We start from the raw sequence: 15,921 nt of genomic DNA on the forward strand, positions 1-15,921 counted from the left end.
TTACAACATTGAAGATAGTCAAAAGTAGTATAGACATTAACACTTCAAATCGATAACTAACATTTGATTATGATGATTATAAACTTTCAATGTAACTATGCTTTATATTCACGAACGAACTACAACTCAAAGTAATAGACGTATTATTTACAGATAAATCATCATAAAAATCATAGTATCTAGTGCGTCCCACCTAAGCTGAATAATGGATTAAAATGGAGGTGCAGTGATGGATTATAATAACAATGACAGTCAACATATCGAAGAAGCTAAAGATTTAGTTATCAACTCAATTGGTGAAACCATGGATTTGTATGGTATCAACCGTAGTGTAGGCAACTTGTATGGCATTATGGTTTTTGAAGGAAGTATGACACTTGATGAAATGCGACAGCAACTGCAAATGAGTAAACCTAGTATGAGTACAGGTGTAAAAAAACTACAAGAATACGATATCGTCAAACAACAATTCACGCGTGGTAGTCGAAAGCAACATTTTATTGCAGAGAAAGATTTCTTCACTTTCTTCCGCAACTTTTTCACTAAAAAATGGGAACGTGAAATTGACACTAATATGGAAGCTATTAAAGAGGCAGAAAATATCATTTACCCAATTCTTGAAAAGAATGATATAGACGAGGAAGTTAAAAACCAAGCAATAAATGTAAAAGCGCAGTTAGACCACTCTAAAATTTATTACAAGTGGCTCGCTCAATTAAGTGAAGCTTTAGAGTCAGGAGAAATCTTTAACTATTTTCCAATTCCAGATGAACAACATCATCATGATTAAAAAGAAAAAGCCAAGCGATAATGACTTAACATTATTGCTTGGCTATTTTTTATAAGTTATCATCTTCAGGTTTATCTTTGACCTGAACTATCCTTAGAGAACGTCTTTCAATTTCTTTATGCTTATCTGCACGTCTTTCTAACTTGATACGATCTCGTCCGAGTATAATTAAGAACGAAATCATCATAAGCGTAAATATAACAATTAAAGGTACACTAGCAAGTAATGATGCTGTTTTCAATACTTCTAATGCACGTTCTCCTCCAACTAGCATTAAAGAGAACGGTAGTAAACATAACGCAAACGCCCAGAATAAACGATTAGCACGTAACGGTTCTCCTATCACTTTTTTCTGTGACGCTGCTGCTAAAATATATGAACCAGAATCGAATGTTGTTGCTAAGAATAAGAAAGCTGATATTAAGAATAAGATAATAGTAATTGTCGAGAATGGTAGTTGATGCATTACTTCTATGATTGTTGCCTCTGTACCATGATTGTTTAAATAGCTTATTACATTAAATTGCTCAGAAATTTGTAGATATACAGCATAGTTACCAAAAATACCGAAAAATAATACACAACCTAATGTTCCATAGCATATTGTTCCTAATACAACTTCTTTAAGTGTACGTCCTTTTGAGATACGCGCGATAAATAATCCAATAAACGGTGCATAAACGAGCCACCATGACCAGTAGAATATTGTCCAATCTTGAGGGAAATTCGTCTCTTTACGACCTTTTATGCCACCAAATGGTTCCATCCATGTCGCCATATGGAAGAAATCTTTTATCATATTACCGAACCCTGTAACTGTAGTTTCCATAATAAACACAGTTGGACCTACAATGAATACAAATGCTAATAATAAAAATGATAACCAAACGTTAACATCACTTAATTTTTGAATACCTTTTTTCAAACCTGTGTAAGAACTGATTGCGAAAATAACTGTAATAGTTAGTAAGATGATTGAACGTAAAATCATATTAGATCCATCTAAACCAGTCAATCGTTCAATACCAGCTGAGATCATTGGCACGCCTAGAGCGAGTGATGTTGCAGCACCACCGAGCAAACCGAAAATAAATAAAATATCTACGATTTTTCCTAATAATTTATCCGTATGTCCTTTTAAAATTGGTCGACAAGCTTGACTAATTTTATAGACGGGTTTCTTCTTAACGAAAACTAAATAACCAATTGGCAATGCTGGTAGCACATATATTGCCCAGGCTATAGGTCCCCAGTGAAACATACCATACTGAGTTGCATATTGAAGAGCTTGATCAGACATTGATTTTGCACCGTTAGGAGGTACTTGATAATAAAATGCCCACTCAATAACACCCCAATATAAAATATCCGAACCAATACCGGCACAGAATAACATGGCTGCCCATGTGAAATTATTAAATTCAGGTTTGTCAGTCGCTTTTCCTAACGTGACATTCCCGTACTTACCAAATGCTATGTATAAAACAAAACAAAATATAGCCAATCCCATAAAGAGATATACCGATCCAATTGAATTAGAAATGGCACTATTGATATCGGTAATGATTATTTCACTTGCTTTCGGAAAAACCATCATAGGTATAACAGCAAAAAGTAACACAATGACTACGCCTATGAAGGTCGTCCAGTCCATAACTTTTTCCTTTTTCAAATGTGATCCCCCTAATATTAATTTATGAATCTTTACTTTAAATTACGTTCAATGGATAGTGATTCACAAAAAAGACAATAACGAATTTTTAATAATAATGCAAATTACATACATGGATCATCAAAATCTCATTTGAATAATTATATAATTTACGCCTCTCAAACATTCATCTCAAATTGCTATGACAATAGTGTTAAGTTAAAATTTAACAAAATGAACGAACTTTACAATATTTCATATTGTATTTTTATACACTTTTAAAGTATATATATTTATTTTAATTTTTTTCTCCACTTATACTCACTCTTAATCTATAAATAAAAAAATCGCCAATATTTAGTCATTCAAATACCTTACTCTATGAGATGAAGTATCTAAAGAACTATATATATAGCGATTAAATTCCAACTTATAAAAATTGATTAATATCCTAAAATGGTTTTAATAACAAATCCTGTAATGACGGATACTGTTATAACAAAAAATCCTGGTATCATAAAGCTCGTAGGTCTTGTTCTACCAGTTTCATCTAGTTCTACAGCAAATAATAGTGTCGGTTGAGCTGGAATAACGAAATTCACATTTAATGTTTGTACCATCGCAACAAAATAGATAGGGGGTATACCTAAACTCATAACTATCGGTACCATAATTGATGCTGTAGCTGTTTGAGAAATGACAATCATTGCAACTACAGAAACAAGTATGATAACAAGCCAAGGTACTTCACTAATAATTGACCCAATATCATTTTTCAATATTTTTAAGTTATGTGGAGCATTAAATATTGTTGCACCTAACCAACCTGGGCCAAGAACTGCAAAGAGTGCTCCCATTGCAGACTGAGTAATATTCGATGACAGAATATCAGAAGTATTGATTTTTATTAATAATAAATTAATTGTAGCGCTGAGATACATAAAGAACTGAACAATTTCAGTCATCTCAACTTTAACTACATCTCCATTCACATTGAATTGCGGCATGAGATTAGGAAATATGCCAAACGTTAATATACCCATGACACATAATAGGAATGAGATAACACCTATTTTTACTTTTAATGAAAAGTCATTTTTGATTTCGACTTCTGGCATCTGAACTAAACGTTCTGACTCATCACGCACGTGTTCTTTTCGTCCTACAAATGTACAAAATGTACTAAGCATTAACATACTAATTAAAGCTGTAGGTAAAACAATACTTAAATACTTGCCCATCGATATTTCATACCCTGCTAATACTGAGATAATATAAGCTGTAGCAGAAGCTGCCGGGCTACAAAGTAGGGCTAAATTGGCGGTTAGTACCGAAGCAGTTAATGCGCGTTTAGGCTGAATTCGTGCTTTTTGTGCAGTTTTAGCTATGATAGGTTCAAGTGAAAGAGCTATATTTGCAGTACCAATTCCAAAAACAAAGACAAAAACAATCATTGGTGCTATAAATATAATTGATTTTGGAAAGCGTTCAATCACACGTGAAGCAATGTAAACTAAATAGTCAATACCACCAGTAGCTTGTAACGTACCACCTGCTATACCAATAGATAATATGATCAAGACTGCCGTCACTGGTGCTGAACCTGGAGGTAACTGGAATCCAAATATCATAATAAGTTGCGCTACTATAGCAAAGATGCCACATCCCAGTGCACCAGCAGTTCTTAATCCTAATAATATCGCTAGAATCATGATTATGATTTCTATGATAAACAATAACATGGAAGAATCTCCTAACTTATGCCGAACAATTTTCACTTCAATATTTTATCACTTTAATATGTAATTAGTATATATATAAGTATAATATTATTTCCTTTACTTTTTAGATGTTTAATGTTTGTCACTTTTCAGTCTATAAATTGCAACAAATCACATCCACCTAATAAAAAGTGATAAAAATTTACTTTAAAAATAAAATTAACTATACTCTTTAAAACTGTCGTTATACATGTGATAACATTCATGTTCATCTCATTGATAACTTATAACAAAGATTGCTCAAAACAAATGAACCATAACATTTATTTCGGGCTATTTTTCTAAGAGATATCTTAAAAATTAATTACAATTATTATCATAAACTATTTAGTTAGATATTCAATGACCTGTTCTTTTTGTAAAGAAGCTTGAACATCAATCACACGTTGATTAAGTGATCCTTTATATGGAAGATTCGGACGATATAAATGTTGAATAAACATACCATCAACTAATACATCAATATGTTCGAGTAATGACTTGCGCGCATCGTTTTGCTGTTTCAAATATTCAAATAAAAAGCCAGTCCACACCCAAATTGTTTTTGTATGACCGAATCGTTGTCTAAAAGCTTCAACGAGTTGGAGTGTGATAGACAAATTACAAAATGGTTCTCCACCAAGTATGCTTAAGCCTTCGATATAAGAAGGCGCACAATAATCTAAAATCTCTTCAAGCATTTCTAGTTCGAAAGGTTCTCCGTATTTAAAATTTTGGGCTTGAACGTTATAACAACCTTTACATTGAAAAGGACATCCGGAAACATATACACTGCATCGAACACCTTCACCATCTACAAAGCTATGACTTTCTATTTTAGCTATATAGTGTTGACCTTCTTTAATGTTTAAAATATTCATGAACGAGGTTCCTTCATGTGTTTCACTCTCGCACATATCTCTTTTTGTCGTCCTTCAATAACTGGTCTTTGAACTGGATTTCCTAAATAACCACATGTTCTTTTTACAACGTCAACTGTTTTAGGATCATTGTTGCCACAATGTGGGCATTTATATCCGTTAGCAGTAGTTTCAAAATCTCCATCATAGCCACAACGATAACAGTGATCAATAGGAATATTCGTACCTAAATAACCTACCTTGTCATAAGCATAATCCCATACTGCTTCTAAAGCTTTAAGATTATGATTTAACTTTGGATATTCACAATAATGAATGAATCCACCACTTGCGTAGTAAGGATAGTCCTTTTCAAAATCTAGTTTTTCAAACGGCGTTACATCTTTACGAACATCATAGTGGAATGAATTTTGGTAATATCCTTTGTCAGTAACATCTGGAATAGATCCAAATTTATCTTTGTCCAATCGGCAAAATCTATCTGTGAGTGATTCACTAGGTGTGCTGTATATACTGAACCAAATATCATATTGTTTCGTCCACTCTACTTGATAACGTTTCATTTCTCTTAATATGTCTAATGTGAATGTTTTAGCCTCAGGATTATGTTCCCAATTTGGTCCATAAAATAATGTTGCTGCTTCGTATAAACCGATATACCCCATTGAAATTGTAGCGCGTTGATTTGTAAATAATGATTCGACAGTATCTTCTGAAGTGAGTTTATTTTTAAATGCACCACTTTTATATAAAATAGGCGCGTTATCCGGAATAGCATCTTGTAGTCTTTCAATTCGATACACAAGTGCATCATGTAATAATTGCATGCGTTTTTCAAAGATATCCCAAAACTGTTGCATATCACCATCTGCTTCGATTGCAATTCTCGGTACGTTCAGCGTCACTACACCTAAGTTACACCGTCCATTATTTTCCAATTGACCTTCATCATTCTTCCAACTTGGTAAAAATGAACGACATCCCATCGGTGCTTTAAAATCACCAAGCAGTTCCACTAGTTTATCGTAATTTAAAATATCGGGATACATGCGTTTTGTTGAACATTCCAATGCAAGTTGCTTAATATCATAGTTAGGATCTTCTGGACCAAAGTTAATACCCTTTTTTATCGAAAATACAAGTTTAGGGAAAATTGCAGTGACTCTATCTTTACCGAGACCTTTAATACGAGTATGTAAAATTGCTTGTTGAATCTTTCGACTTAATTGATCTGTTCCTAAACCAAATCCCAAAGTAACGAATGGCGTTTGTCCATTGGAAGTATATAGTGTGTTGATCTCATATTCTAAACTTTCAATCGCATCACCAATATCTTTAGTTACTTGCGTGTCCACATAATTCTCAATTTTGTCAGGTTGAACGAAATCATTCGCTACTTCCCTATGATGTTGTGCGTTCATTTGTGCATATTTACTTAGTAATTCGTCAACACGATCGACAGTACAACCTCCGTATTGACTGCTTGAAACGTTTGCAATGATTTGTACAAGTTGTGCTGAAGCGGTTTGTATTGATTGAGGTCTTGTAACATTAGCATTACCTATCTCAAAGCCATTCTCTAACATATCTTTTGCATCTATGAGACAACAATTGGTTAATGGTTGAAATGGATGGTAATCTAAGTCGTGAAAATGAATATCTCCCGATTGATGTGCATGAGCAACATGCTTCGGAAGTAAATGATCGAGTGCATAAGACTTTGATACCGTTCCAGCTGTTAAATCTCGCATTGTTGAAAATGTATTACTATCTTTATTTGCATTTTCATTTAATATAGTTGGATCTTTTGTGATTAATCGAGTTAATGATGTTTCTAGAGTAGTCATTTTGTCACCCTTTGCTATATATAGTGTATATCAATAAAATAAAACACTATATATAGTATTACAATCGATTACTAAGTCGTTAACTAAAATGTCATAAAGATTATTAACGTTTAGTGAACTCTATGTGAGATAAAGATAGTTTTGTAATCAATATAAAAACCTGAGACGTCAATGTTCTCAGGCTTCTATAACATACAGTTAGTTATTGATTCAGTTAAAATTTATAATATTTTCATTTTTTGTAATTCTAGTAATTATCTTCGTATAAATTGGGAATAAATAATCGAAAAAAACATTTATCTTTCCCTTTTACCTATCTAATTATTTTTATTATCTTGTGTTGATTGATTTATATTTTGATGTGTTTGTTGATAATCTCGAACGACATGACGAGAATGCTCTTGTGCTACTTGTTCTCCCCCGTTGCTCGACTCTTGCGATTCATCCGTATGTCCTTTTGACATCTCAAGATTTTTTTCTAAATTTTTGCGTTTTTCATCCTCTGATCGACGGTCATATGAGCGCTCTTCTAACACTGAGCCAACTGTTAAAATGAGAATTACAGCTATTGTCCCCACAATAAATAATACAAGTAAAATCCACATCCAAATATTAAATGCCATGTTATATCACCATCCTCTTATTTTTTATGATAAATCACTCAATATCTCTTTAAAAATATTTTCCCTTTTTATTTCACTTTAATCACACATCAATAATTAGCTTTTTATAAATTTGAATTATATTTGTATTTAGATAATCACAAACTAAGCATAAATCATGACTCATAAGTATACTATTGATGTCATTTAAAAATAGCATTTTCTTATTTAATTAGAAGTAAGTATACCTGACCAAGTGCTTTTCTTTAAAAACTTATGATACGTTCAAAACTTTCCACTATACTTTTAAAATTAAAAAGAGTAGGATTAAGAATCTATAATTCTCTCCTACTCTATATAATGAAATATCAATTTAAATATATTGGTGTTCTTTAAGATAACGTATAATTTGTTCCACTGATTGTTCAATAGTGTCGTGTTCAGTATCTATAGTGATTTCAGGATTTTCAGGTGCTTGATAAGGTGCACTTATACCTGTAAATTCAGGTATTTCCCCAGATCGTGCTTTTTTATACAATCCTTTCGGATCTCTCTTTTCACATTCCTCAACACTACATTTTGTATATACTTCTATAAACTCATTATCCTCTAGTAATGCTCTAACACCTTCTCTGTCTTCTTTATATGGGGAGATAAAAGCAGTAACTGTTAAAGCTCCAGCGTCTACCATTAATTTTGCTACTTCTCCAATGCGTCGAATATTTTCTGAACGATCTTCAGGACTAAATCCTAAATTTTTATTAAGACCGTGACGCACATTATCACCATCTAAACGGTATGTTTGTTTTCCTTCATTAAATAATTCTTTCTCTAAGGCAACAGAGACCGTTGATTTCCCTGACCCAGATAGCCCTGTAAACCAAATTACAGCACTTTTGTGCCCATTTCTATGCTGTCTTTGTTTCTTCGTAACTTCTGAGTCATGCCATGTAATATGATTTGATTCACTCATTTTAACACTCCTGATTTATTTTTCTCGCAAACCTTTAATTAGAACTTCGGCAACTTCTGGTCTTGAAAATTTAGTTGGCAATGATTCACCATTACGCAGTTTTTCTCTTACTTTAGTACCACTTAAATGTAAATGTTGAGAAGCGTCATGCGGACATGTTTTAGCAGTTGCCATATTACCACAAGCTTCACAATAAAAGGCATGTTCAAATTTTAAAATTTGAATACCTAACTCATCTTCAAATTGAGTAATCAGTTCTTGCGCTTCATAAGTACCATAATAATCGCCTACTCCAGCGTGATCTCTTCCCACAATAAAATGTGTACAACCATAATTTTTACGGACAGTTGCATGAAGTATCGCTTCACGTGGTCCCGCATAGCGCATTGCAGCAGGATAAATAACTAGACGTGCTCTATCTTCAGGATAATAGTTTTTTAATATCACTTCATAACTTTCCATACGTACATCCGCTGGAATATCGTCTGACTTTGTTTCACCAACTAGTGGATTTAAAAGTAGTCCATCAACAATTTCTAGTGCTGATTTTTGAATATATTCATGTGCTCGATGCACTGGATTTCTCGTTTGAAAACCTACGACAGTTTTCCAACCTAAATCATGAAATAATTGTCTCGTCTCTGAAGGATCCAAATGATAATTTGAAAACGCATCATGTTTCGGACGATTTAATAGTTTAATAGGACCACCTAAATAAATATTACCTTTTTCGTAAACTTTTTTAACTCCAGGATGCGCTTCTTCAGTTGTTCCGTATACCAAACGCGCTTCTTTTTCTTTATCATATGTGTACTTTTCTTCTAATTTAAGCGTTCCATATAACTGTCCATCTTCACCATATAAAGCGATATCATCACCTATATCAAGTTTATCTGCTTCAGATTCTGTTACAGGTAAAGTGATAGGAATACTCCAGACCAAGCCATTGCTTAAATGCGTTTCCTCTATAACCTTAGTGTAGTCTTCTTTGTTCATAAATCCTGTAAGCGGACTAAATCCGCCAATACCTATGAGCTCTAGATCCGATATTCCCCAAGGATTTAAAGTAATCGGTTTAAATTTTAATGCTTCCTCAATCAAACGTTCACGTTCGTTTCCTTCAACAACACGATTGATAAGTTCTCCTCCATGAGGTTTAATTGTATAATTGGTTATTGTTTCATTGTTAGACATTATAATCAAATCTCCTTTTCTAATTAATTATATTTGTTTACTCGGCTTTTCTTGTAAGAAAAAGATAATTTCTTGTTTCGAACGACTTGAAAAACAAGCAAAATAATGATTGCAATAATAATAATGAATCGAACTGTATTTGAAATAGTGCTATCTTTTACAAAATAGCTTAATAATGCATTACTATTTGTAAAAATAATTAAACCTCCGACACAAATTGCAAGAATGTTAATAGGTAACACTTTAACTAAATACGCTGAAATAGGTGCCGCTACCATTCCACCGAGACTCAAAGCAATTACAGCAAACCAATTAATTTGAGTGATTCCTAAAAAGATGATGAAACTTAAAGCAGCAGATGACGTAACAAAAAATTCACTTGCTGAGACCGTTCCAATCGCATATCGTGGTTGAATTTTTTTACTTGAGAGCAGGAGTGGTGTATTAACTGGTCCCCAACCACCACCACCGATTGCGTCTAAAAATCCTGCCACAAAACCTTGTGGAATTACTTTAAAGCTACTCAAATCTCCCACATGATGATGATGTTCATGTGCACGTTTAAATAGAAATTGATACAAAATATAAAATCCCATACTTAACAAGAATAAAGCAATGAACGGTTTAATATATTCACCATGAATAATTGTCAAAACACCTGCACCGACAAAGGCGCTTATTGACCCAGGTATAGCTAACTTCAACATTGTTGGTTTATGAACATTATCAAATCTCCAATGTGATGTCCCAGATGCAGCTGTTGTTGCAATTTCAGAAAAATGAACGGTTGCTGACACTACTGCCGGTGCTATACCATAAGTTAATAATATTGATGACGATGAAGCGCCAAATCCCATGCCTAATGATCCATCAACAAGTTGTGCTAAAAATCCCGCAATTGCGAAAATTAATACTTTGCGCATATATCATATGCCCCCATTCTTCATTTGACTTGTGATTTTAGCCATCGGATGAAATCTTGTTGCTTCTTCTCATCTAAATATTTGTCTGACAAAATTTGCTCGAGTAACGCTTGTTTATCAGATGGCTCAATTTTAAGTGATTTAATATACTGTCTACTTTCATATAAAAACTGAATATACATTGAATAGTCTTCATTGTATGTATCTTTTAAATCTTTAATAATTCGTTGACCTAATTTAGGACTTGCACCATCAGTTGATACACTTATTGTTAATTTATCTCTTTTTAAGAAATTAGGGAACGTTATATTACCTAGGTCTGCTTGTCCTGCATGATTAAATAATACGTTCTTAGACAAAGCTGCCCTCACATCGTTGTTAACATCGGATTGATTAGTAGCCGCGATGACCATATCAGCATTCTTAACATCTTGTGGTTCGAAGAGTTTCTTTTCATAAGTGATTTGCTTCGTTTCTAGATATTTTTGTAATGTATCAGTAATTGTTGGACTTACAACATGAATATGGTTTGTATAAGCTAATAAACTTGTAGTACGACGTGTTGCAACTTTACCTCCACCTACAATGACGACTTTCTTGTTACTTAAATCAATCATTAAGGGCATATTCATGATGATTTCCTCCTATACACTTTTATTAATACTCTTTATAACATGATATTTATCCATGATTTTTATTGTTGCGTTAAATGTATGCGCTAAGTTGATGACATTTCCGTTAACGTTTCATTTTGAACAGTTGCTTGTTCTACAAACCAATTAATTTTTTCTCTCATCTTAACCACTTCGCCTACAATAATCATTGCTGGATTCTGAATGTGATGTGCTCGTTCTTGAATTGTATCCAGTGTCCCAGTCACTGTCATTTGCTGTTTTGACGTTCCCATATGCACGAGAGCTACTGGTGTTTCTGACGAACGGCCATATTGTATTAACAACTCACAAATTTCACTGAGTCTCTTAACCCCCATATATATGCATAAAGTTTCAGGACCATTGGCCAAATGTTGCCAGTATTTGCCTTTATCCATACCAGGTTTATTCACTGCAGTTACAAATGCTACAGAAGAACTATAATCACGATGTGTTACTGGAATTCCAGCATATGCTGGTGCTGCAATTCCCGATGTAATTCCAGGTATAATTTCAAAGTGGATATTATGACATGCTAATTCCTCTGCTTCTTCTCCGCCACGTCCAAAAACAAATGGATCGCCACCCTTTAAACGTGTAACTGTGTGCCCTTTTTTGGCTAAGGTTACCATCATTTTATTTGTTTCTTCCTGCGGTAAGGAGTGCCTGTGAGGATCCTTACCACAATAGAAGAACTTAGTAGAAGGAGAAGCATAATTAAGTATTTCTTTATTTACAAGTCGGTCATAAAGAATGACATCGGCTTCTTTAATGGCTTTTAAACCTTTTAATGTTATTAATTCTGGATCGCCAGGTCCAGCTCCAACTAAATATACTTTCCCCATATGAACCACTACCCCTCTCGTTTAGCTATGAAAATCGCGACCATCATGAACTTTGGCTATCACACCGGCACGAATTACAAAGTCCCCAAAGTGTTCTCCGTCAAGACGCTCTTTACTATAACGCAATAACAATGGACGTAGACTTTCTAATATTTCATTTTCGTCGATATTCTCTTTATATATTTTATTTAGACGTTCGCCTTTAAAACTACCACCTAAGTACATATTATATTTACCAGGTGCTTTACCGATAAAAGCTATTTCTGCTAGCGCTGGTCTTGCACATCCATTAGGACAACCTGTCATACGAATCGTTATTTCTTCCTCTCTTAAACCAGACTCATCTAGTAAATCTTCAATTTTTGTAATTAATGAAGGAAGATATCTTTCAGATTCTGCCATAGCTAAACCACACGTTGGGAAAGCAACACAAGCCATAGAATTTCTTCTAAGTCCTGTATAATTTTTGCCATCTGTTAACTTATATTTATTAATAATAGCTTGTATTTCTTCCTTTTTCTCGGGAGAAACATTTGCAATAACTAAGTTCTGATTAGGTGATAATCTGAAATCTCCAGTATGGATTTCTGCGATTTCTCTTAAGGCTGTTTTTAACAAATAGTCTTCAGTATCTTTCACACGCCCATTTTGTATAAATAAAGTGAAGTTCCAATTATTAACACCTTCAATCCAACCTAATCGATCACCATTATGTTCAAATTCGAAATCACGTGGTGCTTTAATTTCCCAACCTAATCGTCGGTTTAATTCTTCAGTCACCCAAGTTTCTCCTAGACGGTCCACTGTATATTTAAAACGTGCATTTTTTCGATTTTCACGATTACCATAATCACGTTGTATTGTAAGTATTTTCTCACATACATCTACAACCTTTTCCTTAGGTATAAAACCTATGAGACGTCCAAGTTGAGGATATGTTTCTGTATTACCATGAGTCATACCCATACCGCCACCGATAGTCACATTAAATCCAATTAACTCATCTTGTTCAACGATAGCGATTAAACCAATATCTTGAGAATAGACGTCAATATCATTAGATGGTGGTACCGCAATACCTATTTTGAATTTACGTGGTAAATACGTATTCCCATAAATAGGTTCCTTTTCCTCACTAGAATCTAAAACCTTTTCACCATCAAGCCAAATTTCATGATATGCATTTGTTCTTGGAAGTAAGTGATTACTTATACGCGTTGCATAATCATTAATCTCCTTATGTACTTGAGATTGATAAGGATTAGGATTGCACATTGTATTACGATTAACATCTCCACATGCAGCAATAGAATCAAGTACTGCATGATTGATATTTTTCATTGATTGTTTCAAATTACGTTTAAGAATGCCATGAAATTGAAATGCTTGGCGTGTTGTTAATTTAATCGTATGATTGGCATATTGATTAGAAATATCATCCATAGCAATCCACTGTTCAGGAGTCGCTTTCCCCCCGGGTACACGAACTCGAATCATAAAACTATATGCAGGCTCAAGTTTTTGTTTACGACGCTCATCTCTTAAATCCCTGTCATCTTGCATATAACTTCCGTGAAACTTTAGCAGTTTTGCATCATCTTGTGTAATGGATCCAGTGATTGGATTAGCTAAACTTTGTTCAATAGTTCCACGCAAAAAGTCACTATTTGCTTTTAAAAATTCCATTTCATCAAGATTTTTATCTAATTCTTCCGAAATATGATTATTTGTATTAACCATGTATCCCCCGTCCCTTCTATTAATACACGTCTCTTTGATATCTTTTATCTCTTTTCATTTGTTTTAAGTATTCTTCTGCATCTGTTTCAGATAGGTTTTGCTCTTTGATTAACACATTTTTAATCGCTTGATGAACATCCTTTGCCATTTTACTTTCATCACCACATACATAAATAGTAGCGCCATTTTCAATCCATCGATTAAATTGTTCACTATTTTCTGCAATTTTATGTTGCACATACACTTTTTTATCAGTATCTCTAGAAAAAGCAATATCTAATTTTGATAAAGTTCCATCTTCAAGCCATTCTTGCCATTCCGTTTGATACAGAAAATCTGTAGTGAAGTGTTGATCTCCAAAGAATAACCATGTATTTCCTTCAAAACCTAGTTCCTCTCGTTCTTGCATATAGGATCTAAACGGTGCAACACCTGTCCCAGGACCTATCATAATCACAGGTGTTGATTCATCTTGCGGAAACTTAAAATTCGGATTTCGTTTTAAATAGATAGGAATTGTATCGCCCTCTTGTATTCTCTCTGCAAATTGAACTGAACAAACTCCTGAACGTTCGCGACCGTGTGCTTGATATCTAACTGCCCCAACAGTAATGTGAACTTCATCTGGTGTTGCTTTATAACTACTAGATATTGAGTACTCTCTAGGTGGTAACTTTCTTAATAATTGATGTAAATTTTCAGGTTGTAGTTCTGTCGTTGCGAAGTCATTTAATAAATCAATCAAATCCCGTCCCTCAACGTAGTTTTGAATCCATTCTTTATCTTGAATTTTTTCAGAAAGCTCTTCATTATCAAAAAATATCGCAGCATTTTCTATTAGCGGTTTTGTTAATTTAGTAATTTCGAAATGCGATGTTAATGCCTCTTCAAGATTTAAAGTATCTCCATCCTCGTTAATTAAAACTTGTGTTTCTGGACTCCAACCTAATGTGCTAATAAGTAAGTCTACGATAGCTGGATCGTTTTGAGGCAAGACAACTACACAATCACCCGGTTCATATTCTTCACCGAAATTATCAAGTAATAACTCAATATGTCTTGTCTCTTTGTCTGAACCTCTACCATTCAAATTAATGTTGGTCAATACTTCAGCATCGTAAGGATTAGACTTACTATATTTCTTTTCCTTTGCTGATTTTATAGATTCGCTAACAACTTGTTCACTTTCAGTACCAGCTGGTGTTGAATCAATCGTATTAATAACATTGGCCATCCACTTTTCAGCGTCTTCTTCATAATCAACATCGCAATCAGTACGTTGATAAAGTCTTTCTGCCCCTAATTCAGCCAAACGATTATCAAAATCTTTACCAGTTTGACAGAAGAATTCATAGGTTTGATCTCCTAATGCTAATACTGAAAATCTCACCCCATCCAATTTTGGCGCTTTACGTCCGTGGATGTATTCATGTAATTCAACAGCATTATCTGGTGGATCTCCTTCGCCATGTGTAGATGTGATAATAAATAAATCTTCTACTTTCTTTAAATTCTTAGGTTTAAAGTCATCCATTGATTTGAGCGTAACGTCATTTCCAATATCAGATAAACGTTGTTCAAATATTTCTGCAAGTCCTTGCGCATTACCAGACTCAGATCCATATAAAATCGTTATCGATCTCGCTTCCGGCTCAACTGAAGGTTCCTTTTCATGTAGCATCGCTTCTGTATTGTCATCTAAGTTATGTTGGTCTACAGAATCTGTAGATGTATTTGATTGTTGATTTGCCATCAGATAGCCACTTAACCATACTTGTTGGTTAGGTGATAAAGTGTGAAGCAATTCATTGATTTGTTTAGCTTGCCCTTCCGTAAAAGGACTATTGGTAACACTTAAGTTCAATCTTATCCACCTCTTATACTTTGTTATTCCGATATTTGTCATTAGTTTATATATGTCTATATTTGAAAATTATTAATTATATCTTCAATTCTAGTATGTACCATTTATTATTTTCAGTAAATGTAATACTCAAATGATAACTAAAATCGAAAAGACAATTCATAATATCAAAGTGCAATACAAACATTGATTACTCAA

Annotated in this window: 13 protein-coding genes; 1 reads left to right on the top strand and 12 read right to left on the bottom strand. The window is 33.8% G+C overall.

The annotated features are described in order from the left end of the window. Nucleotides 1-229: 229 nt before the first annotated feature. Entirely contained in the window at nucleotides 230-790 is a 561-nt protein-coding gene (locus HMPREF3058_RS03145; RefSeq protein WP_002490864.1) for a choline uptake/conversion transcriptional regulator CudC, read from the top strand. Between the two features lie 49 nt (nucleotides 791-839). Here HMPREF3058_RS03145 and HMPREF3058_RS03150 read toward each other — a convergent pair whose 3' ends face one another. The 12 genes from HMPREF3058_RS03150 to HMPREF3058_RS03205 form a co-directional block, all read right to left on the bottom strand. After that, a complete protein-coding gene (locus HMPREF3058_RS03150; RefSeq protein WP_002447035.1) occupies nucleotides 840-2,462 on the bottom strand; it encodes a BCCT family transporter in 1,623 nt (540 codons plus the stop codon). A 422-nt stretch (nucleotides 2,463-2,884) separates the two neighbouring features. Further along, nucleotides 2,885-4,183, bottom strand: coding sequence for an anaerobic C4-dicarboxylate transporter (locus HMPREF3058_RS03155; RefSeq protein ID WP_001830664.1), 1,299 nt, complete (start codon nucleotides 4,181-4,183; stop codon nucleotides 2,885-2,887). A gap of 362 nt (nucleotides 4,184-4,545) precedes the next feature. Beyond that, complete coding sequence (gene nrdG / locus HMPREF3058_RS03160; RefSeq protein ID WP_002447033.1) at nucleotides 4,546-5,082, bottom strand: anaerobic ribonucleoside-triphosphate reductase activating protein; 537 nt, start codon at nucleotides 5,080-5,082, stop codon at nucleotides 4,546-4,548. Continuing rightward, nucleotides 5,079-6,929, bottom strand: a complete 1,851-nt coding sequence (gene nrdD / locus HMPREF3058_RS03165) for an anaerobic ribonucleoside-triphosphate reductase (RefSeq protein WP_002490905.1) — start codon at nucleotides 6,927-6,929, stop codon at nucleotides 5,079-5,081. Before nrdD ends, nrdG begins: the two co-directional genes overlap by 4 nt. A gap of 317 nt (nucleotides 6,930-7,246) precedes the next feature. Then, a complete protein-coding gene (locus HMPREF3058_RS03170) occupies nucleotides 7,247-7,552 on the bottom strand; it encodes a hypothetical protein (RefSeq protein WP_002490871.1) in 306 nt (101 codons plus the stop codon). A 352-nt stretch (nucleotides 7,553-7,904) separates the two neighbouring features. Further along, nucleotides 7,905-8,504 carry an adenylyl-sulfate kinase gene (gene cysC, locus HMPREF3058_RS03175; protein WP_001830609.1) on the bottom strand — a complete coding sequence of 200 codons (600 nt, stop codon included), beginning with the start codon at nucleotides 8,502-8,504 and terminating at the stop codon, nucleotides 7,905-7,907. 15 nt (nucleotides 8,505-8,519) lie between these two features. Further along, complete coding sequence (gene sat, locus HMPREF3058_RS03180; protein ID WP_002447030.1) at nucleotides 8,520-9,698, bottom strand: sulfate adenylyltransferase; 1,179 nt, start codon at nucleotides 9,696-9,698, stop codon at nucleotides 8,520-8,522. Between the two features lie 23 nt (nucleotides 9,699-9,721). After that, nucleotides 9,722-10,621, bottom strand: a complete 900-nt coding sequence (locus HMPREF3058_RS03185; RefSeq protein ID WP_002489313.1) for a sulfite exporter TauE/SafE family protein — start codon at nucleotides 10,619-10,621, stop codon at nucleotides 9,722-9,724. Nucleotides 10,622-10,641: 20 nt separating this feature from the next. Beyond that, entirely contained in the window at nucleotides 10,642-11,253 is a 612-nt protein-coding gene (locus tag HMPREF3058_RS03190; protein ID WP_002489311.1) for an NAD(P)-binding protein, read from the bottom strand. Nucleotides 11,254-11,339: 86 nt separating this feature from the next. Next, entirely contained in the window at nucleotides 11,340-12,119 is a 780-nt protein-coding gene (gene cobA, locus HMPREF3058_RS03195) for a uroporphyrinogen-III C-methyltransferase (protein WP_002447028.1), read from the bottom strand. 21 nt (nucleotides 12,120-12,140) lie between these two features. Next, the gene (gene cysI, locus HMPREF3058_RS03200; protein ID WP_002447027.1) at nucleotides 12,141-13,859 is read right to left on the bottom strand and encodes an assimilatory sulfite reductase (NADPH) hemoprotein subunit; all 1,719 of its coding nucleotides are present in this window, start codon (nucleotides 13,857-13,859) and stop codon (nucleotides 12,141-12,143) included. A 19-nt stretch (nucleotides 13,860-13,878) separates the two neighbouring features. Further along, nucleotides 13,879-15,723, bottom strand: a complete 1,845-nt coding sequence (locus tag HMPREF3058_RS03205; RefSeq protein WP_002458281.1) for an assimilatory sulfite reductase (NADPH) flavoprotein subunit — start codon at nucleotides 15,721-15,723, stop codon at nucleotides 13,879-13,881. Nucleotides 15,724-15,921 lie beyond the last annotated feature (198 nt).

This window comes from Staphylococcus sp. HMSC068G11 (genome assembly GCF_001815825.1).
GTDB classification, from domain to species: Bacteria; Bacillota; Bacilli; order Staphylococcales; family Staphylococcaceae; genus Staphylococcus; species Staphylococcus epidermidis.

Excerpts from the sequence above, each read along its gene's own strand:
- cysC (WP_001830609.1), bottom strand. The coding sequence starts at position 8,504 with ATGAGTGAATCAAATCATATTACATGGCATGACTCAGAAGTTACGAAG.
- cobA (WP_002447028.1), bottom strand. The coding sequence starts at position 12,119 with ATGGGGAAAGTATATTTAGTTGGAGCTGGACCTGGCGATCCAGAATTA.
- nrdG (WP_002447033.1), bottom strand. The coding sequence starts at position 5,082 with ATGAATATTTTAAACATTAAAGAAGGTCAACACTATATAGCTAAAATA.
- HMPREF3058_RS03170 (WP_002490871.1), bottom strand. The coding sequence starts at position 7,552 with ATGGCATTTAATATTTGGATGTGGATTTTACTTGTATTATTTATTGTG.
- HMPREF3058_RS03185 (WP_002489313.1), bottom strand. The coding sequence starts at position 10,621 with ATGCGCAAAGTATTAATTTTCGCAATTGCGGGATTTTTAGCACAACTT.
- HMPREF3058_RS03190 (WP_002489311.1), bottom strand. The coding sequence starts at position 11,253 with ATGAATATGCCCTTAATGATTGATTTAAGTAACAAGAAAGTCGTCATT.
- nrdD (WP_002490905.1), bottom strand. The coding sequence starts at position 6,929 with ATGACTACTCTAGAAACATCATTAACTCGATTAATCACAAAAGATCCA.
- HMPREF3058_RS03145 (WP_002490864.1), top strand. The coding sequence starts at position 230 with ATGGATTATAATAACAATGACAGTCAACATATCGAAGAAGCTAAAGAT.
- sat (WP_002447030.1), bottom strand. The coding sequence starts at position 9,698 with ATGTCTAACAATGAAACAATAACCAATTATACAATTAAACCTCATGGA.
- HMPREF3058_RS03155 (WP_001830664.1), bottom strand. The coding sequence starts at position 4,183 with ATGTTATTGTTTATCATAGAAATCATAATCATGATTCTAGCGATATTA.
- cysI (WP_002447027.1), bottom strand. The coding sequence starts at position 13,859 with ATGGTTAATACAAATAATCATATTTCGGAAGAATTAGATAAAAATCTT.